This is a genomic window from Pannonibacter sp. SL95 (assembly GCF_026672425.1).
Taxonomy (GTDB): domain Bacteria; phylum Pseudomonadota; class Alphaproteobacteria; order Rhizobiales; family Stappiaceae; genus Pannonibacter.
Genome location: NZ_JAPPRC010000003.1, coordinates 835,536 through 853,976, shown reverse-complemented (window position 1 = coordinate 853,976; position 18,441 = coordinate 835,536). Strand labels below are relative to the sequence as shown.

General features: G+C 64.6%; 18 protein-coding genes and 1 pseudogene. 6 read left to right on the top strand and 13 right to left on the bottom strand.

All coding sequences use genetic code 11. The features are described 5' to 3' along the window. The first annotated feature begins 11 nt into the window (after positions 1 to 11). The 4 genes from OVA12_RS04535 to OVA12_RS04520 are packed head-to-tail and all read left to right on the top strand — an operon-like array spanning position 12 to position 2,734. Positions 12 to 611, top strand: a complete 600-nt coding sequence (locus OVA12_RS04535; protein ID WP_268134928.1) for a DUF1285 domain-containing protein — start codon at positions 12 to 14, stop codon at positions 609 to 611. Next, the gene (locus tag OVA12_RS04530) at positions 608 to 1,246 is read left to right on the top strand and encodes a CoA pyrophosphatase (protein ID WP_442793811.1); all 639 of its coding nucleotides are present in this window, start codon (positions 608 to 610) and stop codon (positions 1,244 to 1,246) included. The genes OVA12_RS04535 and OVA12_RS04530 overlap by 4 nt, the downstream gene beginning before the upstream one ends. Beyond that, the gene (locus OVA12_RS04525; protein ID WP_268134926.1) at positions 1,246 to 1,506 is read left to right on the top strand and encodes a DUF6111 family protein; all 261 of its coding nucleotides are present in this window, start codon (positions 1,246 to 1,248) and stop codon (positions 1,504 to 1,506) included. Before OVA12_RS04530 ends, OVA12_RS04525 begins: the two co-directional genes overlap by 1 nt. Continuing rightward, positions 1,499 to 2,734 (top strand): CCA tRNA nucleotidyltransferase, encoded by a 1,236-nt coding sequence (locus tag OVA12_RS04520; protein WP_268134924.1) that lies wholly within the window; start codon positions 1,499 to 1,501, stop codon positions 2,732 to 2,734. The genes OVA12_RS04525 and OVA12_RS04520 overlap by 8 nt, the downstream gene beginning before the upstream one ends. Here OVA12_RS04520 and OVA12_RS04515 read toward each other — a convergent pair. Beyond that, positions 2,731 to 3,228, bottom strand: a complete 498-nt coding sequence (locus tag OVA12_RS04515) for a GNAT family N-acetyltransferase (RefSeq protein ID WP_268137004.1) — start codon at positions 3,226 to 3,228, stop codon at positions 2,731 to 2,733. The genes OVA12_RS04520 and OVA12_RS04515 overlap by 4 nt on opposite strands. A gap of 250 nt (positions 3,229 to 3,478) precedes the next feature. Further along, entirely contained in the window at positions 3,479 to 3,961 is a 483-nt protein-coding gene (locus tag OVA12_RS04510) for an NUDIX domain-containing protein (protein WP_268134922.1), read from the bottom strand. A gap of 459 nt (positions 3,962 to 4,420) precedes the next feature. On the opposite strand from OVA12_RS04510, the gene OVA12_RS04505 reads away from it, so the two are divergent. After that, entirely contained in the window at positions 4,421 to 5,335 is a 915-nt protein-coding gene (locus OVA12_RS04505; protein WP_268137002.1) for a metallophosphoesterase family protein, read from the top strand. Between the two features lie 30 nt (positions 5,336 to 5,365). Here the strand turns inward: OVA12_RS04505 and OVA12_RS04500 are convergent, their stop codons facing one another. Then, positions 5,366 to 5,962 carry a hypothetical protein gene (locus OVA12_RS04500; RefSeq protein WP_268134920.1) on the bottom strand — a complete coding sequence of 199 codons (597 nt, stop codon included), beginning with the start codon at positions 5,960 to 5,962 and terminating at the stop codon, positions 5,366 to 5,368. A gap of 178 nt (positions 5,963 to 6,140) precedes the next feature. After that, positions 6,141 to 6,749: a GNAT family N-acetyltransferase gene (locus tag OVA12_RS04495; RefSeq protein ID WP_268134918.1), complete on the bottom strand. Its 609-nt coding sequence runs from the start codon at positions 6,747 to 6,749 to the stop codon at positions 6,141 to 6,143. A gap of 151 nt (positions 6,750 to 6,900) precedes the next feature. On the opposite strand from OVA12_RS04495, the gene OVA12_RS04490 reads away from it, so the two are divergent. Beyond that, the gene (locus tag OVA12_RS04490) at positions 6,901 to 7,155 is read left to right on the top strand and encodes a hypothetical protein (RefSeq protein ID WP_268134916.1); all 255 of its coding nucleotides are present in this window, start codon (positions 6,901 to 6,903) and stop codon (positions 7,153 to 7,155) included. 15 nt (positions 7,156 to 7,170) lie between these two features. Here the strand turns inward: OVA12_RS04490 and flhA are convergent, their stop codons facing one another. From flhA to OVA12_RS04445, 9 genes and pseudogenes are all read right to left on the bottom strand, one after another. Then, positions 7,171 to 9,324, bottom strand: a complete 2,154-nt coding sequence (gene flhA, locus OVA12_RS04485; RefSeq protein WP_442793810.1) for a flagellar biosynthesis protein FlhA — start codon at positions 9,322 to 9,324, stop codon at positions 7,171 to 7,173. Between the two features lie 31 nt (positions 9,325 to 9,355). Beyond that, positions 9,356 to 10,711, bottom strand: a complete 1,356-nt coding sequence (flbD, locus tag OVA12_RS04480; RefSeq protein ID WP_268134914.1) for a sigma-54-dependent transcriptional regulator FlbD — start codon at positions 10,709 to 10,711, stop codon at positions 9,356 to 9,358. A gap of 21 nt (positions 10,712 to 10,732) precedes the next feature. After that, on the bottom strand, positions 10,733 to 11,074 hold the full coding sequence (gene fliN / locus OVA12_RS04475; protein WP_268134912.1) for a flagellar motor switch protein FliN: 342 nt from the start codon (positions 11,072 to 11,074) through the stop codon (positions 10,733 to 10,735). Beyond that, entirely contained in the window at positions 11,071 to 11,775 is a 705-nt protein-coding gene (locus OVA12_RS04470; RefSeq protein ID WP_268134910.1) for a FliH/SctL family protein, read from the bottom strand. Before OVA12_RS04470 ends, fliN begins: the two co-directional genes overlap by 4 nt. Positions 11,776 to 11,800: 25 nt before the next feature. Beyond that, complete coding sequence (gene fliG / locus OVA12_RS04465; protein WP_268134908.1) at positions 11,801 to 12,850, bottom strand: flagellar motor switch protein FliG; 1,050 nt, start codon at positions 12,848 to 12,850, stop codon at positions 11,801 to 11,803. A gap of 2 nt (positions 12,851 to 12,852) precedes the next feature. Beyond that, positions 12,853 to 14,470 (bottom strand): annotated as a pseudogene (gene fliF, locus OVA12_RS04460) (flagellar basal-body MS-ring/collar protein FliF). 380 nt (positions 14,471 to 14,850) lie between these two features. Then, complete coding sequence (gene sciP / locus OVA12_RS04455) at positions 14,851 to 15,126, bottom strand: CtrA inhibitor SciP (RefSeq protein ID WP_106754310.1); 276 nt, start codon at positions 15,124 to 15,126, stop codon at positions 14,851 to 14,853. 269 nt (positions 15,127 to 15,395) lie between these two features. Next, positions 15,396 to 16,064, bottom strand: coding sequence for a flagellar hook assembly protein FlgD (locus OVA12_RS04450; RefSeq protein WP_268134905.1), 669 nt, complete (start codon positions 16,062 to 16,064; stop codon positions 15,396 to 15,398). Positions 16,065 to 16,194: 130 nt separating this feature from the next. Beyond that, the gene (locus OVA12_RS04445) at positions 16,195 to 18,423 is read right to left on the bottom strand and encodes a flagellar hook-length control protein FliK (RefSeq protein WP_268134903.1); all 2,229 of its coding nucleotides are present in this window, start codon (positions 18,421 to 18,423) and stop codon (positions 16,195 to 16,197) included. Positions 18,424 to 18,441: the final 18 nt, after the last annotated feature.

Genomic DNA, 18,441 nt, shown 5'->3' with positions numbered 1-18,441 from the left:
GGGACGAGACGATGACGCAACTGGATGCAGGACTGACCGCGCTGCTGGCCCGTGCCGGTGCCGGCAATGGCCGCAAGCCGCCGGTGGAGCGCTGGAACCCGCCATTCTGCGGTGATCTCGACATGCGCATCGCGGTTGACGGCACCTGGCACTACATGGGCTCCCCCATCGGCCGGGAGGCCCTGGTGCGCCTGTTCGCCTCGGTGCTGCGGCGCGACGAGGACGGCGCTCACTATCTTGTGACCCCTGTGGAAAAGGTGCGCATCCGGGTGGATGACGCCCCCTTCCTGGCGGTCGAACTGCACGCGGAGGGCGAGAGTGCAGCGCAGCGACTCACTTTGCGCACCAGTGTCGGCGATGTGGTGACAGCGGGGCCGGAGCATCCCCTCCGCTTCGTGGTGGAGCCAGAAACCGAAGGCCTGAAGCCCTATGTGCTGGTTCGCGGGCGGCTTGAGGCGCTGCTGTCGAGGCCACTGCTCTACGAGCTGGCTGCGCTTTTCGACGTCCGAAATGGCGAAACCGGCGTATGGAGTGAGGGAGCCTTCTTTGCCTTGCCGCCGGAGGCGCTGACTGTGCTGAGCGAAGACACGACCGGGGAGACTGCAGCGTGAGTGTTCTCGACCTTGCCCCCTTCGGCGTTGCGGAGTTCCGGACCCGGGCCAGCGCCCGGCTGCCCGTGCCGGCGGACCTGGTGACGGGCGACCATGTCCTCAATCCGGACATGGGGCCTTATGCCAAGTGGACCGGCGCGCCGCGCGAGGCGGCCGTGCTGATCCCGATTCTCGACCGGGGACAAGGGCGGGCCAGCGTGCTGTTCACCGAACGCACCGCCCATCTGAACGCCCATGCCGGCCAGGTGGCGTTTCCAGGTGGAAAGATCGACCCGGAAGACGGGACGCCGGAAATGGCGGCCCTGCGCGAGGCCGAGGAGGAAATCGGCCTCAGCCGCGATCATGTCGAACCCTTCGCCCGGCTTGCCCCCTATCTCACCGGCTCGGGCTACCGGGTGACACCGATCATCGGCTTCGTCAGCGGCGATCCGGTTTTGACACCGAACCCCGGCGAGGTGGCGGACGTGTTCGAGGTTCCGCTCGGCTTCCTGATGGATCCGGCAAATCATTTGCGCCAAAGCCGGGACTGGCAGGGCCAGGCGCGCTATTTCTATGCCATGCCCTATGAAACCAGATACATCTGGGGCGTCACGGCGGGCATCGTCCGCTCCCTTTACGAAACGGTGTATGGCTGATGCTGCGCGTGGTTCTGACCCAGCTCCTGTTCTTCCTGCTGCCGTTTATCGGCTATGCGCTGTGGCTCTGGTTTACCCGCAAGGGACAGAGTGCCGACAACTGGCGCAACGGGCCCGTGTTCTGGCTCGTGTTCAGCGGGCTCCTCATCAGCATTGGCGGCTTCGTGCTGATGGCTAGCTTTGACCGGATGCCGCAGGACAAGGAATACAAGCCCGCCGAGTTCCGCGACGGGGTGCTCATTCCGGGGCATTATGAATAGCAGTCTGCCCTCGCTGGCCGGCGCCGACTGGCTTGGCACCCCTGCCCTGCAACGGGTGTTCGATGCGATCGAACAGGACGGCGACGAATTGCGCGCTGTCGGCGGGGCGGTGCGAAACAGCCTGATCGGCGAACCGGTCATGGATGTCGACCTGTGCACGACGGCCCTGCCGCAGCAGGTGATGCGACGGGCCGAGAAGGCCGGTCTGAAGGCCATCCCGACCGGCATCGACCACGGCACGGTGACGGTGGTGAGTTCGGGCGAGGCCTTCGAGATCACCACCTTGCGCGAGGACGTTGAAACTTTCGGGCGCCACGCGGTGGTGCGGTTCGGGCGGGACTGGACGCATGACGCGGCACGGCGCGATTTCACGCTGAACGCGCTTTATTGCTCCGCCGATGGCACGCTGCATGACCCCTTGGGCGGGCTTGCCGATTGCCTCGCCCGCCGGGTGCGTTTCATTGGCGATGCCAGCCAGCGAATCCGGGAAGACTATCTGCGCATCCTGCGCTTTTTCCGCATGCACGCGAGCTATGGTCAGGGGGATCTGGACGCCGAAGGCCTCAGCGCCTCGATTGCCCTGCGCGATGGTCTGCGCCAGCTGTCTGCCGAGCGGATCGGGACCGAGCTGAAGCGACTGGTCACGACGGCGGGTGCCGCACCCGTCGTCCATCTGATGGAAGACAGCGGGATCCTGGAGATCGTAGCCGGTGGGGTTGCGCGGCTTGCTGATTTCGAGGCGCTGAAACACTTGCAGCCGGATCTGCCGGAGGCCGCCGCAGCGCCGGTCTGCCTCGCCGCGCTGTTCGGTTTCGAGACCGATGACCTTGAACGGCTGGCCGAGCGCCTGCGGTTGTCCAATGCCGAACGCGAGCGGATGGTTGGCGCAAGACTGGCAGCCGATCACATCGTGGCCGCCCCGGATGCGCAGCGCGTCGTCAAGGCGCTCCTGGTCGACGAGGGCGTGGCGACGGCGGCCGATGGTCTGGCACTGGCGGCCGCGATGCTGAGGGCCAGAGGCGAGGACGAAGGGCAGCTTGCCGCCGCGCGGGCCTTGCTGACGGACTGGACCGCACCGGTGTTTCCGGTGACGGGACGCGACCTGATCGAGCTTGGGCTGGAAAAAGGCCCGGCGCTCGGGGCAGAGCTTGCACGCCTCAGGACGGTCTGGGCTGACAGTGACTACACCGCCAGCCGCTCCGACCTGCTTGCGCTGATCCGGGCTTAAACCGCTCCGCCGCGAACGAGACCGGACGGCATCGGCGAGCCGTCCAGCATCGCGACCAGCAACCGGTTCGGATCGACCGGCCCGGGCATGACAATGCGGCCGAAGGGCACCGGATCGAAGCCGAAGGGACCGTAATAGGGCGGATCGCCCACCAGCAGTACGGCAGTCTCGCCGAGCCGCCGCGCCTCATCGAGCGCCGTGCGCATCAGGAGCTTGCCAAGACCCCGGTTCTTGTACTCCGGCGCGACAGTCAGCGGCCCGAGCAGCATCGCCGGCGTGTCGCCGATGCGGATGCGCGTCAGACGGACGGAACCAGCGACCTGATCGCCGGCAAGGCCGACGTAGCTGAGGCGCTCGTCATGCGGGATGCCCTCGCGGATGCGGAAGGCTGTGCGGGCAAAGCGGCCAGGGCCAAAGGCTGCGGCTTGCAGGGCGTCAACTGCGGCCTCGTCGCAAGGGTGCTCGAGGCGAATGAACCAGGTGTCGGCTTTCATGGTCAGGGGATCCTGGGCAGATATGGACATCAGTCGCGTCCGTTGCCCGTATCCGCCGAAGCGGATGATCCGCTCAGCAGCCAGCAACCAGACGTGCGAAGGCGGACGAGAACGGATCTCGCCGGCAACGTCGTCGTCGTTGGTCGTGGCACGCGGTCATCGCATATCCTGCAGCTGGCTTCTGAAGCGAAGCCCTATGAATCGCACTAACACGCACAGGCGGACGAGGTCCACGAAAAAATCATCCGGCTCACCAGATCGCGCTCGGAGCCAGATGCCCTGCAATCTCGTCGAGGCGCCGCCGGGTGGCGCTGGTCACTTCCGCCGGCAAGGCCAGCGGGGAAAAGAAACGGGCCTCGGCGATCTCGGCATTGGGGACGGGGCTGCGGCTCGGCGGGGTCCACTCCGCGATCTCGAACAGCGCCACGTGATCGCGGCGGGTGGTCTCGCGGTTGTGGTAGAGGCCGAGCAGGACGGGCTCGCTGCGGGCCGTGATGCCGGTTTCCTCGAAGATCTCGCGCCGCGCCGCCTCGCTCAGGGTCTCGCCCACATCCACACCGCCGCCGGGGAAGTACCAACCGGGCAGATAGGTGTGACGGACGAGCAGGACATAGCCGGAGGCATCGCGCACCAGGACACGCACCCCGAGCGTATGCGCGTGGCGCAGGAGCGCAGCGCCGTGGATGAGGCGGCGGGTCAGGCGGGCGGGAAGGAACGACAGAAGCGAATGCATGGGACACTTATGCGCAGACCCAGCCGCGAGACAAGCCTTGCGGCGCGGCAACCGGCCATTTGCTAACGGACGGAAACCGGCCATGCGGAAAACGCATCCCTGCCCCTCGGGAAAGCCGGATTGTGCACTTGCGAAGAAAGGTTATATATCGCGCATTCCGATCAAAAAGTGGGCAGCGACTTGCGCAACTCCTGTGCAGGGCTCCCGCCGGAAACCAAAAGAGTTCAAAATGTTCACCGCTCTGTTTACGCGCCGTCGCCGCACTCGCCGCTTCGCCTGGAAGCCGGAGATTGATCTGAGCAACCCGCGCATTCGTGCAACCCTGTCGACTTTCAGCGCCAGCTAAGGCTGCGAAACACCGACACAAAAAAAACGCCCGGCCTCCCCCGGGCGTTTTTTATGGGCACGCGGCAGGGCTTTTTCCTTGACCGGCGCGTGCTGACAGCGAACATGCGGCCCATGTTTCGACTGGCGCATTTTTCCGACCCCCATCTTGGCCCCCTGCCGGACCCGAGCCTCTGGCAACTCGCCTCCAAACGCGTGCTGGGCTACATGAACTGGCGTGGCAACCGGCTGCGCTCGATGGGCGGGGATTATCTCGCACGGCTGCTCGATGACATGGATGCGGCAAGGCCCGATCACATCGCCCTGACAGGTGACCTGGTCAACATCGCCCTGCCCGCCGAAATCGCGGCCGCGCGCGACTGGCTGACCGCTGTGGCCGCGCCCGAGCGGCTGTCTGTCGTTCCCGGCAATCACGACGCCTATGTGCCCGGCGCGCTGAAGAGCGCGATGCAGGCCTGGAGCGACTACATGACCGGCGACGATGACGCCATGACCCACACCGGATCGGCGCATTTTCCTTTCCTGCGACGGCGCGGGCCGCTCGCGCTGGTCGGCGTATCGACGGCAAAGGCGACCGCGCCCGGCTTTGCCTCGGGACGGGTCGGCGTGCGCCAGACGCGGCGGCTGACCGAGACGCTGGCGGGCCTTGGCGAGGCCGGTGCGTTTCGGGTGGTGATGATCCATCACCCGCCCTTCAAGGGGGCAACGAGCTGGGCGAAGCGGCTGGAAGATGCCTCGCGGGTTCGCGCGGCGATCAAACGGTCAGGTGCGGAACTCGTGCTGCATGGCCACACGCATATCGACAGCCGGACGATGATCGAGGGGCCGAACGGCCCGGTTCCGGTGATCGGCGTGCCTTCCGCGAGCCACGCGCCGGGCGGACGCAAGCCGGGCGCGCGTTACAACCTGTTCGATATCGCGAAAACGGACGGCGGCTGGACCTGCCATCTGGAAGAACGCGGCTTCATTGAAATCGGCGGCGGGATCGAGGTGATTGACCGCGCCGAGCTGGTGATCCCGTCAAGATAAAGCCACGACAGGCAGAGCTGCCGCGGCCGTTCAGCCCATCGGGTTGGCGAACCAGGCAAAGGCGATCAGGCCAATGACGCCGGCCAGCGTTCCACCAAGAAACGAAACGAGCACCGGTCCCCAGATCGCGGAGCTGCGGCCGGTCTGGGCCGGCTGGCCGTTGATGGCCGCCTTCATGCGCTTGTCGAGCCAGTCGCCCTCCAGCGCCCTTTCGCGCTCGATGACCCGTTCGGCGATGTATTCGGTGACACAGTCCGCCATGTCGTCGATATCTGCCGTCTCCAGGATGACGACACGGCCAAGTCTTGTGTCCTTCAGGAAGCGGTAGGTGCGGCGGTCACCTGCCACTGCAATGTGGCTGGTCATGTCGATCCACAGGCGCGGCGTCGTGCCCGGGACGATCTGGAACGAGAACTGGTCGTCGTTCTCCGGCACTTCCTTGAAGACATCGGTCAGCTCGTCGGCGAGCATCTCCAGCCGCGTGCGTTCGGTCTCCTGCAGTTCGATGACGACATCGGCCCGCTCGGCCTCGCCAAGACGCACCTTGCGAATGGCATCCCGCAGATTGCGCACCTTTGCGTGGGGCACGACATTCGTCGGTGAACCGCTGGTCTGTTCGTTGGCCATGGTGATTCCAGGTTGGGAGGTCGCTTTTGTTAAGCGGACTTTTACCGAAATGCGCCGTGAGGAAAACCGCACGGACCCCGCTCCCGGCAGTCGTCCACCGGCAATGTCGGGAGTTTGGTTAACCCTTCTTAAGACATTTTAACCGTTACCGCCAGCTATCCGGCCTTCCGGACGCACCTCAGGGACGGATCAGCGGCAGATGCGGGCCTGCAGTTTCCGGCAGCACGCCGGACAGACGCGGGTCATCGATCACCTCCAGCGCCCGGCGATAGGCGGCAAAGCCGCAGGCGCGATAGAAGCCGAGCGCTGACGGGCTGTCGCCGGTGCAGGTGTGCACATAGAAGCGCCGGGTTTCCGGCCTTGCCCAGGCCATGTCGAGTGCGGCTTCCATCAGCCAGCGCCCGAGGCCGCGTCCAGTTTCCTGTGGCACCAGACCGAAGAAGGCGAGCTCGACGTTGGCTGGATCGGCAAAATCCAGCTCCACGAGGCCAAGCGGGCGCCCATCCAGCTCGGCGACGTGGATGGTCCGGGTTTCCTCCGAGAGGATCGCCTGCAACCGCGCGCGCGGCATCATCAGGCGCGAGAACCACATCCACTCCTCCCCGATTGCGCGGAACAGCGGCAGATAGGCCTCCGGCTCGGGCTTGATCCAGGGACGCAGCGTCAGACCTGCCGGCACCGTGACCTGGCGCGACGCGGGGCGCGCATGCATTTCGAGAAACGTCACGACAAAGGCGATCTTGCCGTTCGGTACATCGGTGTAGCCGTCGAGATTGAGGGTAGTCATGGGAGGGTCCTGGGACGGTTCGGTCCACAAACGGGTCCGGCTGGAAAGATGCCCCGGGGAGTAGCACCCGAAAATACAAGCCAGCAACCGTCATTTGACGCAGAACGCACGCGTTAACCAGCTGTTAACCATAAGCGCGCAGCATGCCCGTATGGCAAAGATCGGCAACAATTCCGGCAACAGGTTTGGACAGAAGCAAGAGCGCGTCACGCTGAAGGACTACAATGACGCATGGGCAGCCGTGCGCAAGAAGTCCATCCAGAAGACGCAGGCCCTGTCCAAGGAAGTGCTGGGTTCCGTCTACCAGGCGACCGTGACCAACGGCCAGCAGCAGACCTACAACGCCTTCCAGGGCAGCAACATCAGCACGGCATCGGCGCTCGGCCGGCTCAACATCCTCGTCTGATCGCGCCCGTCTTCCTCAGATCGAACCGACCGTCTTGAGCTTCACGCGCGGGTGAACCTCGTTCTGGCTCATCACGGTGGTATGCGCCCGGAACCGTTCAACGATGGAGCGGACGAAGGGGCGCGTCTGCGGCGAGGTCAGAAGCACCGGCACCTCGCCCTGCTGCGCCGCCTTCTCGAACGCGTCCCGCACCAGCGTCACGAATTCCTGCAGCTTGGACGGCTGCATCGCGAGCTGGCGGTCATCGCCCTCCCCGACAATTGCCTCGATAAAGGACTGCTCCCAGCGCGGGGACAGGGCCACCAGCGGGAGATAGCCGCCGGGTGACATGTTGGCGGCGCAGATCTGCCGGGCAAGGCGCGTGCGCACATGTTCGGCGATGGTGTTGGTGTTGCGGGTAAAGCCCGCAGCTTCCGCCACGCCTTCGAGAATCGTGCCGAGATCGCGCACGGAAATGCGCTCGCCCAGAAGGGTCTGCAGCACGCGCTGGATGCCCGACACGGTGATCTGCGAGGGAATGAGATCCTCGACCAGCTTGGCCTGCTCGCCCTTCAGCTCCTTCAAGAGCTTCTGGACATCGGCATAGGTGAGCAGTTCGGCGACATTCGCCTTGATCGTCTCGGTCAGGTGTGTCGAAAGCACCGTCGCGGGATCCACGACGGTATAGCCGCGCAGCGACGCATCCTCGCGGTAGATCGCCTCGACCCATGTGGCGGGGAGCCCGAAGGTCGGCTCGGTGGTGTTCGTACCGGGGATCTTCACCTGCCCGCCAGCCGGGTCCATGACCATGTAACGGTTGGGGAAGAGCATGCCCTTGCCGGCTTCCACTTCCTTGACCTTGATCGTGTATTCGTTGGCGCCGAGCTGAATGTTGTCGAGGATGCGGACCGGCGGCATGATGATGCCCATGTCCGCCGCGACCTGGCGGCGCAGGGCCTTGATCTGCTCGGTCAGCTGGTCCGGCTGGCCAGTCTGCTGGCCGTTGATCAGCGGCAGCAACGCATAACCCAGCTCGATGCGCAGTTCGTCCATCTTGAGGGCATCGGTGATCGGAGGCTCTGCCGGCGGTTTCGGTGCGGTCTCGACGGCCTTCACCGCAGCCGCCTTGAAGGCCGTCATCTTTTTCGCGTTGCCCGCCTTCACCGCAAGCCAGCCGGCAAGACCAGCAAGCCCAAGGAAGGGAACCATGGGAATGCCGGGCAGCATTGCCAGCGCCACCATGACGAAGGACGACATGCCCAGCGCCTTGGGATAGCCCGTGAACTGGGCCACCAGCGCCTTGTCGGCCGATCCGCTGACACCGGCCTTGGACACAAGAATACCGGCAGCGGTGGAGACGATGAGCGCCGGAATCTGCGACACCAGACCGTCACCGACCGTCAGGATTGTGTAGTTCTGTGCCGCTTCGCCAAAGGACAGACCCATCTGGCCGACACCGATGATGATGCCGCCGATCACGTTGATGAAGGTGATGAGCAGGCCGGCGATGGCGTCGCCGCGGACGAATTTCGAGGCACCGTCCATGGCGCCGAAGAAGGTGCTTTCCTCTTCCAGCTCCTTGCGCCGGCGCTTGGCCTCTGTCTCGTCGATGAGACCGGACGACAGGTCGGCGTCGATGGCCATCTGCTTGCCGGGCATCGCGTCAAGGGTGAAGCGGGCCGCCACTTCGGCGATACGGCCGGAACCCTTGGTGATGACGATGAAGTTCACGATCACCAGGATCGCGAACACGATGATCCCGATGATGAAATTGCCGCCCATGACGAAGTTGCCGAAGGACTGGATGACCTGTCCGGCGGCAGCTGTTCCTTCGTGACCATGGGAGAGGATGAGGCGCGTCGAGGCGAGGTTCAGCGCCAGACGCAACATGGTCGAGATCAGCAGGACCGTCGGGAAGGACGAGAACTCGAGCGGCTTCTGGATGAACAGGCCGGTCATCAGGATCATCACCGACAGGATGATCGAGATCGCCAGGAAGAAATCGAGAAGGATCGCCGGCATCGGCATGATGAGCATCACGAGGATGACCATCACACCGACGGCAAGGCCGATATCGCCCTTGCGGATCGAGTCCATGAACTCAGCCGCTGACGGCAGGCCAAAGCTGGGCACGGCCGGCGGACGCGGCGGTGTCGGCTGGGTCGGCTCGTTGGCGGACGTGTCGGTCATGGATATTCCCTGGCCTCAACCGGAATGGACATCACGCGCTGCGCGCCTCGCCGGGACCGGGCACGAGGACGCCTTCGTCCATGTACTGGTTCAGCTTGTTGCGCAGCGTGCGGATGGAAATGCCAAGGATCTTGGCGGCATGGGTGCGGTTGCCGAGGCAGTGGTCCAGCGTGTCGAGGATGAGATCCCGCTCCACATCGGCCACAGTGCGCCCGACGAGCGACCGCGACACGGCCTCGGCCGTCTCGACCGCGCGTTCGGCAGGCCCCCGCGAAACACTGAGCGGACTGCCGTCCGGCATCCGGATCGCGTCGACGCCGATCTCCTGGCCACTGGCCAGCAGGACGGCGCGGTGCATGGTGTTTTCCAGCTCGCGCACGTTGCCCGGCCACGGATTGCCCGTCAGGGCCCGGCGCGCATCCGTGCTGATCGGGCGGTCTGGAAGGCCATTGGCCTGGGCGTAGTGGCGGGCAAAATAGCCGGCCAGCTCGAGGATATCCGCAGGCCGGCTGCGCAGCGGCGGCAGCTTGAGATTGACCACATTGAGGCGGAACAGCAGATCCTCACGGAACGTGCCCTGGCGCACACTGTCGGCCAGATCCCGGTTGGACGTGGCGATGATGCGGATATCGACAGGAACCGGACGCGTGCCGCCGACACGGTCGATCACCCGCTCCTGGATGGCCCGCAGCAGCTTGGCCTGCAGCCGGACGTCCATCTCGGAAATTTCGTCCAGCAACAGCGTGCCGCCATCGGCTTCCTCGAACTTGCCGACGCGGCGGGCGACGGCGCCGGTGAAGGCACCTTTCTCGTGGCCGAACAACTCGGATTCCAGCAGCTGCTCCGGGATGGCGGCGCAGTTGATCGAGATGAACGGCTTGCCCGAGCGCGAGGACGAGCGGTGCACATGGCGGGCAATGACTTCCTTGCCGGTGCCGGATTCACCCGTGATCAGGATCGAGGCATCGGAGGGAGCGACCTGCTCGGCCAGCTTCACGACAGCCGCCATGGCCTCGTCGCGGTAAATGAGATCGCCGCGCTCCTGCGCGACAGCGGCCAGAACGGCGGCAATCATCTCCGGGTCCGGCGGCAGCGGGATGTATTCCTTGGCCCCGGCCCGGATCGCAGCGACCGCAGCCCGGGCATCGGTCTCGACACCGCAGGCCACGATCGGAACGTGAATGCGTTCATCCGCAAGGCTGGCAAGCAGCGCGGCAATGTCCAGCTTCACGTCGACCATCAGGAGATCCGCGCCGCGGCCGGACCGCAGCACCTTCAGCGCGCCTTCGGCATCCTCGGCATGGGTGACCTGGGCACCGCGCTGCATGGCAATCTTGGATGCCGTGGTCAGCTGACCACCCAGCGTGCCAACAATCAGCAAACGCATCGTCGTCTCCTGCTCGAGCTCTTAGCGCTCGGCCTTGATCATTTCCGTCATGGTCACGCCGAGCTTGTCCTCGACGAGCACCACTTCCCCACGCGCCACGAGGCGGTCATTGACATAGATGTCGATCGCCTCGCCCACCTTGCGGTCCAGCTCCAGAACGGTGCCGGAGGCCAGCTTCAGCAGGTCCGAGACATGCAGCTTGGAATGGCCCAGAACGGCGGAAATCCTGACCGGAACGTCAAACACGGCCTCAAGATCGGCTGCGGACTGGGCCGTGCCCATGCCCTCTTCCCGGTCGTCCCGCTGACGGCCCTGCGGCTGCAGTTCATCGAGCGGAATGCCGCGGTCACTGTCACTGCTCATGCTTCAGTCTCCCTGGCACCTGCCTCGGCGCCTTGCCGGCCCTTGGTCCGGGCAGCTGCCTTGGCCTCGAAATAGTTGCGAATGGACTGGTCGATCTGTGCCTCGACCGCCTTGCGATCGCGCTGGATACCGCCGTCCGCCCATTCAATGCGGCAGTCCCCGCGCGCAATCTCCGGCTCGCCGAGAAGCACCAGACGGCCATCAAAGCCTTTTTCCCTGATGACGGGATCAAGGCGCGCCTTCAGCGCTTCAACATCCCGCTCCGCGACGCGGATGACGAGATGCGGTGCCTGGCGCAGCGGACCCAGACATTCCGATACGAGAGCCACGGTCTCGCCCAGCGGATTGCGGGCGATCAGATGGGCGCTCAGCCGGCGGGCGACGAGGAAGGCGAGCGTCACCGCGTCCTTTTCCGTCTGCTCCCGCGCCTCGTCGAGCGTCGTCAGAATGCGGGCTGCGACCTGGGTCAGGTCGCCAACCTGATCGGCAAGACGGCGTTCTTCACCGGAGCGCCCTTCCATCAGTCCTTCGGCATGGCCCTGACGGCGGGCCTCTTCACGGGCAGCCGCGATCAGCCGCTCGTGTTCGGCAACCGTCATCATCGGCTCGACCGGTTCCGGCGGCGCCATGACCTCGGGCACCTCCGGCTCGCTGAAGTTCTTGTCAAACAAGAACTTCGACGGTTTGCTCAGGCGTGACATACGCTGATCCTAAGGTTGCCCGAGATCAATAGATGATCTCGTCGTCGTTCTTCGACTTGGAAATCATGAGCTCGCCGCGGGCGGCGAGATCCTTTGCGGTGTTGACCATGCCGGTCTGTGCCTCGTCCACATCGCGCAGACGAACCGGTCCGAGCGCCTCCATATCGTCCTGCAACATCTTGGCCGCGCGGCCCGACATGTTGGCAAAGAAGAACTCCCGCACCGCATCGTTGGACCCCTTGAGGGCGATGGCGAGGCGGTCCTTCTCGACGTTGCGCAGCAGTGTCTGGCAGCCGGCCGCATCGAGCTTCATCAGGTCGTCGAAGGTGAACATCAGGTTCTTGATGCGTTCGGCGGACTCGCGGTTTTCCTCTTCAAGGGCCGCCAGGAAGCGCGCTTCCGTCTGGCGGTCGAAGTTGTTGAAGATGTCCGCCATCATTTCGTGGCTGTCGCGGCGGCTGGTGTTGGTCAGGTTGGACATGAACTCCTTGCGAAGTGTCAGTTCGACCTTTTCCAGGACTTCCTTCTGCACCGCCTCCATGCGCAGCATGCGGTTGATCACCTCGAGTGCCAGGTCTTCCGGAAGGATGCCGAGCACCTTGGCCGCATGATCGGCGTCGATCTTGGACAGAACCACCGCCACCGTCTGCGGGTATTCGTTCTTCAGGTAGTTGGCGAGAACGTTCTCCTGCACGTTGGAGAGCTTTTCCCACATGTTGCGGCCGGCAGGACCACGGATTTCCTCCATGATCGTCGCCACCTTGTCCTGTGGCAGGAAGGCCGCGAGCAGGCGCTCGGTCGCGTCGACGTTGCCCATCAGCGATCCGCGCGAGGACAGGCGGCGGACAAAGTCGGCGAAGAGGTCCTGCAACATCGTTGGCGTGACAGGCCCGAGCTTGGCCATCGCCGCAGAGATCTGACGCACCTCGATCTCGTCCAGCCGCGCCCAGATTTCCTTCCCGTGCACCTCGCCAAGGGCCAGCATCAGAACGGCTGCGCGCTCCGCGCCCTTCAGTTCACGCTCGACGCCGTCCTCCGAGACGGTCAGCTGGTTCTGCAAGGAATCGGTTGCCATGCTTACGCTGCCTCATCCAGCCAGCCGCGCACGATGGTCACGGCTTCAGTCGGGTAGTCTTCGATCATTGCGCCAACCTTGGCGACGGACGAGGCCTGCAGCGCGCCTTCGCGCTTGGCCTCTTCAAGCCATTCGATCACGATGCCGTCGTCTTCGTCCTCAAGTTCGCCAGCCGGGAGTTCCGACTGGGCGACCAGCGTGCCATCCGGTGCGATCACCAGTTCCTGGGCGGTCTTTTCTTCCGGCGTCACGATGCGCTTCAGCAGCGGGCGGACGACGAAGAGCAGCAGGAGCAGCGAGATCAGCAGAAGCACGCCAAGCTCGGCGAAGCGCATGATGTCATCGCGGGTGAAATCGAACATGCCCTGCTCGGCCGTCTCGAAGTCCGTCTCCGGAGCCGTGGCAAAGCGCAGGTTGACCACTTCCACCACGTCGCCGCGGGCGGCATCGAAGCCGACAGCCGAGCGCACCAGCACGGAAATCCGGTCAAGGACCTCCTGCGGACGCGGCGTGTACTGCAGCACGCCTTCCGCATTCGGCTCGTAGATGCCATCGACCAGCACGGCGACCGACAGGCGCTTGACGCGGCCAGCCTCGATCACCTCGGTCCGGATCGCCTTGGAGACTTCGAAGTTGACGATTTCCCTCGGTCAGGCTGGAGCCTTCGGTGTCCCCGCCTGCCCCTCCGGCATCGGCGTTCGGGATCTGGTTGCCGGCCGTCACACCGCCCTGCTGGTTGGTGCGGGTCGAATTTTCTTCCTTGCTCTGGGTCGAGCGAACAACCTGGCCTTCGGGATCAAAGCGCTCCTGGGTCTCGGTGATCCGGTTGAAGTCAACGTCGGCTGCGACACGGACACGGGCGCGGCCAGGGCCGACGATGCTGTTCAGGATCTCCTCGATCTGGTTGCGCAGCCGCTGTTCGACCTCGAACGTGCGCTCCTGGATCTTGCCGGAGGACATGTTGTCGGGGTTGTCATCGCCGACGGTGGCGAGCAGCCGGCCGGCGTCATCCACGATCGACACGCGTTCCGGTGTCAGACCATCGACGGCGGCGGCGACGAGATGCTGGATGGCACGGATTTCACTTGCACCCAGCGACCCGCGGACCTTGACCGCAATGGAGGCGGAGGGCGGGCGCACATCGCGCTGGAACAGCTGGCGCTCCGGGATCACCAGATGCACGCGCGCCGAGACAATGCGGTCGATCGAACGGATGGTCCGGGCCAGTTCGCCTTCAAGGGCGCGCAGGTGATTGATGTTCTGGACAAAGCTCGTGGCACCGAGCGTGTCGGTGCGGTCGAAGATCTCGTAGCCGACGGAGCCGCCGGTCGGCAGGCCCTCTTCGGCAAGGCGCATGCGTGTGCGGGCAATCTGGTCCTTCGGGATGAGGATCGTCGAGCCGTCCTGACGAAGCTCATAAGGGATCGCGAGCTGCTCCAGATTGTTGACGATCTGGGCAGAGTCCTCGATCGTCAGGTTGGAGTAGAGCTGTCCCATCTCCGGCGACGTGACCCGGAAGATGATGAAAGCAAACATCCCGACCAGAATCGCAGCCACCGCCCCCATCGCGGCGATGCGCGTTGGCCCCATGGTCCGAATAAATTCGATCAATCCGTTCACGTTTGCCCGCTCAGCCTGTTTGCCCCGCCGCAGACACCGGAAAGGAATCGAATCCCCTCCAGTTACCGACGCGCCATTGTCCGATAGGCAAAATTTGCCCGCCAGAAGGTAAACAAGTTATTAACGAGTATCGCCGCCAGAGATTGAAATGGCGGAATTGCGCCATTTGTGGCGGACGCCCCGTTTTGCAAAACGGTAGAAAATGCCGCCCAGCGTTAACCAATCACTCACGATTGGGGTTTGGCGATCCGAATCCACCCCTCGCATCGGCCTGGCCGGACCCGTGCGTGGCATGAAACCGGCCATAAAAAAAGCCTGGCCGCGAGGCCAGGCTTTAAGGCTTTGGAGGTTCGATCCGTGCGCGCGGGGGGCGCCGGTCGTTAATTGCGATACTGCTGAACCCGCGTAGCTCGCAGGCCAGCCAATCCGTGGCGCTCGATAGAGCTCTGCCAGGACAGAAACTCCTCAACCGTCAGCGTGTAGCGCTGGCATGCTTCCTCCAGCGATAACAGGCCGCCGCGAACCGCGGCGACAACTTCAGCCTTGCGCCGGATAACCCAACGCTTGGTGCTTGGTGGCGGCAGATCCGCGATCGTCAGCGGACTGCCGTCAGGCCCAATCACATATTTCACACGCGAACGAATTTGCTCGGTCATTGTACTCTCACACAAACCATGACCAGGTTTAGAGGTGAGATTACACGGCGGGATTTAAAATTTACCTAAGCAACCATACACTTATGATTAACCACGAAATTGCAAATTCTTCAGTTGTTATTAAATCGTTCGCTGCGATTTGCATTGCCTTGTTTCAACCACATTAACAGATCGCTAACCATAGTTTTCACGATAACGCTGCGTCTTCAACGAAAACGGCCGATGCGTGTGCACCGGCCGTAAAATGCGTCGGGATTGAACGACAGAGGTCAGAGAGCCGTAGACGAAACAGATTTCACCGAGGCCACCGGAATTCTCACGTCGCCAATCTTCAGGAATGCAGTTCCACTCGAGATATCGACCTTGTCGACCTTGCCCTTCACCTCGGTGGTCACCGTCTGCTGGGTGCTCGAGCTGTCGAAGACGGAGAACTTGATCGTGTAGGCACCGGCTGTAGCCGTGCTTCCTTCGGTCGTCTTGCCATCCCAGGTGTAAGTGCCCGATCCCTTGTCGAGCTTGACGTCGCCCCGGTAGACAAGAGCACCGCCCGAGTTGCGCACTTCGACGGTGCCCTTGGCATCCTTCGGCACGGTGTAGTTCCAGGTCGCCTTGCCATTGTCCAGCATGGTGGTGTCGCCGGATGCTGAAACATAGGAGCCGAGGTAGGACACGTAGCTGCTCGCCTGCCCGGACTGGATGACGCTGAGCAGGCTGGCCAGCTGCTCGTTGGTCTTCAGCCCCTGCTCGACCGTGGAATACTGAACCAGCTGCTGGGTGTATTCCGCCGGATCCATCGGCTCGAGCGGGTTCTGGTTCTTGATCTGCGTGGTCAGCAGCTTCAGGAACAGATCGTAGCTGCCAAACAGGGTCTTGCGGCTCTGCTCGGTTGCCGAGTTGCTGCTGGTTCCCGATGTGCCGGCGGCGCTGACTGTTGCCATGATGATTGGTCTCCTTCACGCGCCCCTTTAAGGGGCAACGCCCTGGCGACAGCCACCTTGCTGTCCGGCCGGGCGCCGGGTTGTTTCAGTCGATCCGGCGCGCAAGATGTTCCGCGCGGCCGGAACTGGTTCAGATCCGAATGTCCAGCCCACCAGCCGCAGAACCACGGTAGAGCTGGGCGACACGCTCGCCAGCCTGCCGCTCGGCCTGTGCAGCGTCAGCTTCACGCGCCGGACGCTGGCCCTCCTGGCCGGAGCGGCCCTGGCCATCCTGTCCGGCAAAGTTGAACGAGCGGCCGCCCTCATCGCGCAGCGAAAACTGCAGGCCGCCCTGATCCGGCTTGAGGCCTGCCGCTTCAAGCGCCCGCTCAAGCGAACGCTGGTCGCGCATGAACATGTCCAGCGTCTCGGCCTTGTCGACCGTCAGCTTCGCCTTCACTTCGCCGTCCTTGGTGACGGTCATTTCCACGTCGATGCGGCCAAGCTCTGCCGGATCCAGCCGGATCTGGAAGCGGCTCTGCCCCGGGCGCGACTGCGACTGCATCTGCGCCACGACCTGCGCTGCCGCAGCCTGGGCCATTGCCGAGCCGGATTGGGTGCCGGCGCTGTCGCCCGGCATGCCGGATACCGGGGCCGCCGTGCCAAGGAAGCCGGAAATGGTGCGCGTGGCAGCGCCGAGGTCATCGAACTCGCCAAACCTGCCGAAGTCCAGTGCTGCAGCCGGCAAGGGCGCGTCACGCTGGGGCTGATCGACGGTCTGGGCCGTTGCCGGGCTCACCGGCGCGCCGCCATCGGCGGCAGTTGTGCCGCGCGTGCCGGTGCCTTCTGCGCTGGCGACGGCCGCACGGCCTTCGCCTTTCGGCGCCGCGCGCAGATCATCCTGCGACAGGTCGGACGCATTCAGATCCCCCGTCTGATCCCCGGCCAGATCGCCATTGGCGCTGCTGGAGGCTGCAAGCTGAGGAGACTGAGGCGCAACCGGCTTGACCTCGGGCTTGGCGGACGATGCCAGCTCCCCGGCAATTGGGCCGTCGGCGCTGAGCGTCTCGGCTTCACCGGCCAGAGGGTTGGCCAAAGCGTCGGCCAGGGGGGCAGATTGCGTGGTTGCCCGCGCAGGCTGAAGACGCGCGGCAGCCACGGTGAGGGCCGGTTCGGCAGATGCAGCAGCCGGCAGCGGCGCAACCGCCTGCCGCAGCGGCGATCCGGCCTCGGGCGCCTGATCCTCGACAGAGGTTGTCACGCTGAAGCCATCGGCAACGGCCTCAGCCAGCTGCACCAGAAGCGGATTGGCGGATGCCGTCGCCGGCTGCACCGGCTGGGGCGCGTCCTTGGCCGAGGTCGCAACCAGCTGCAGCGGAGCGCTAGTCTCCCGATCCTGCTTCACAGCGGCCTGCGCGGCAGCTGCGCCAGACGGATCGGCCGCTCTGGCCGCGAATTCGGCGATGGCCGCATCGCGGGCGGCAGAGAAGAAGCGGTCATTGCCCGTCTGGCCCGGCTCCGGCACGCGGGTTTCCCAGCCGTCCGGATTGGTTGGCACGGGACGTTCGGACAGGACCTTGGGCGCCTCTTCAGTGGCGGCCGTTTGCGAGGCAACAGGGCCATTCGCCTGCGCGGCAAGGGCTGCGCTCTTCTGGCCCTCGGCCTGTGAGCCGAGAGCTTCACCTTCGGGTGCAGCGCCGCCCAGCAGCGCGGCGAAGCGCGCAGCGAGCTGGTCGGCCAGGTCATCAGCGGTGCCATTTGCTGCCGGCAGTGGCTCGGCCTCGCCAGCCAGTTGCACGGCAGGAGAGGCTGGCGCGTCCGCTGCAACAGGTGCCAGGGGAGCCGTCACGGGCACGACCGGTGCCGGGACAGCGGGAGCAAGAGGCGCACCGGCGGCGGGCTGCAGCTGGGCACCGGCGGCAACCTGTTCAATAGACTTGCCAGCCAGGTTGCCCGCAAGGGTTTCAGCAGGGTTTTCGGCCCCGGCTTCAGCGAGACCGCCAGACGGCTTGTCGCCCAAACCTCCAGCGAGGCCACCAGCATCGGCTCCAGCAGACAGCCCGGCCGGCGGAGCGGGCAAAACCGGCGGCGGCGTCAGGACCGGGACAACCGGCAGCAGATCACCGGAGGCAAGAAGCGTTTCCGCATCGGGCGCAAGATCGTCAGTGGCAAGATCAAGCGGCAGATCAACCGGGCGGGACGGGGCTGTGGCAGCGGCGGGCGGAACAGCCTCGGCCGCTTCCCCCGGCTGCAAGGCGGCCAGAAGGTCCTGAAACACCCCCGCGAGCGGGCCGCCTGCCGGCGCAGTCTTGCCGGCATCGCCGCCCAGAGCGGAAGCAGCTGCACCCAATCCATCGATCCGGATCTGAAACGCCTGCACGAGCACCCTCACACACCA

What these genes read in the sequence shown, in the direction of transcription:
- OVA12_RS04535 (WP_268134928.1), top strand. Translation starts at nt 12, where the DNA reads ATGACGCAACTGGATGCAGGACTGACCGCGCTGCTGGCCCGTGCCGGT.
- OVA12_RS04525 (WP_268134926.1), top strand. Translation starts at nt 1,246, where the DNA reads ATGCTGCGCGTGGTTCTGACCCAGCTCCTGTTCTTCCTGCTGCCGTTT.
- OVA12_RS04520 (WP_268134924.1), top strand. Translation starts at nt 1,499, where the DNA reads ATGAATAGCAGTCTGCCCTCGCTGGCCGGCGCCGACTGGCTTGGCACC.
- OVA12_RS04515 (WP_268137004.1), bottom strand. Translation starts at nt 3,228, where the DNA reads ATGAAAGCCGACACCTGGTTCATTCGCCTCGAGCACCCTTGCGACGAG.
- OVA12_RS04510 (WP_268134922.1), bottom strand. Translation starts at nt 3,961, where the DNA reads ATGCATTCGCTTCTGTCGTTCCTTCCCGCCCGCCTGACCCGCCGCCTC.
- OVA12_RS04505 (WP_268137002.1), top strand. Translation starts at nt 4,421, where the DNA reads ATGTTTCGACTGGCGCATTTTTCCGACCCCCATCTTGGCCCCCTGCCG.
- OVA12_RS04500 (WP_268134920.1), bottom strand. Translation starts at nt 5,962, where the DNA reads ATGGCCAACGAACAGACCAGCGGTTCACCGACGAATGTCGTGCCCCAC.
- OVA12_RS04495 (WP_268134918.1), bottom strand. Translation starts at nt 6,749, where the DNA reads ATGACTACCCTCAATCTCGACGGCTACACCGATGTACCGAACGGCAAG.
- OVA12_RS04490 (WP_268134916.1), top strand. Translation starts at nt 6,901, where the DNA reads ATGGCAAAGATCGGCAACAATTCCGGCAACAGGTTTGGACAGAAGCAA.
- flhA (WP_442793810.1), bottom strand. Translation starts at nt 9,324, where the DNA reads ATGACCGACACGTCCGCCAACGAGCCGACCCAGCCGACACCGCCGCGT.
- flbD (WP_268134914.1), bottom strand. Translation starts at nt 10,711, where the DNA reads ATGCGTTTGCTGATTGTTGGCACGCTGGGTGGTCAGCTGACCACGGCA.
- fliN (WP_268134912.1), bottom strand. Translation starts at nt 11,074, where the DNA reads ATGAGCAGTGACAGTGACCGCGGCATTCCGCTCGATGAACTGCAGCCG.
- OVA12_RS04470 (WP_268134910.1), bottom strand. Translation starts at nt 11,775, where the DNA reads ATGTCACGCCTGAGCAAACCGTCGAAGTTCTTGTTTGACAAGAACTTC.
- fliG (WP_268134908.1), bottom strand. Translation starts at nt 12,850, where the DNA reads ATGGCAACCGATTCCTTGCAGAACCAGCTGACCGTCTCGGAGGACGGC.
- sciP (WP_106754310.1), bottom strand. Translation starts at nt 15,126, where the DNA reads ATGACCGAGCAAATTCGTTCGCGTGTGAAATATGTGATTGGGCCTGAC.
- OVA12_RS04450 (WP_268134905.1), bottom strand. Translation starts at nt 16,064, where the DNA reads ATGGCAACAGTCAGCGCCGCCGGCACATCGGGAACCAGCAGCAACTCG.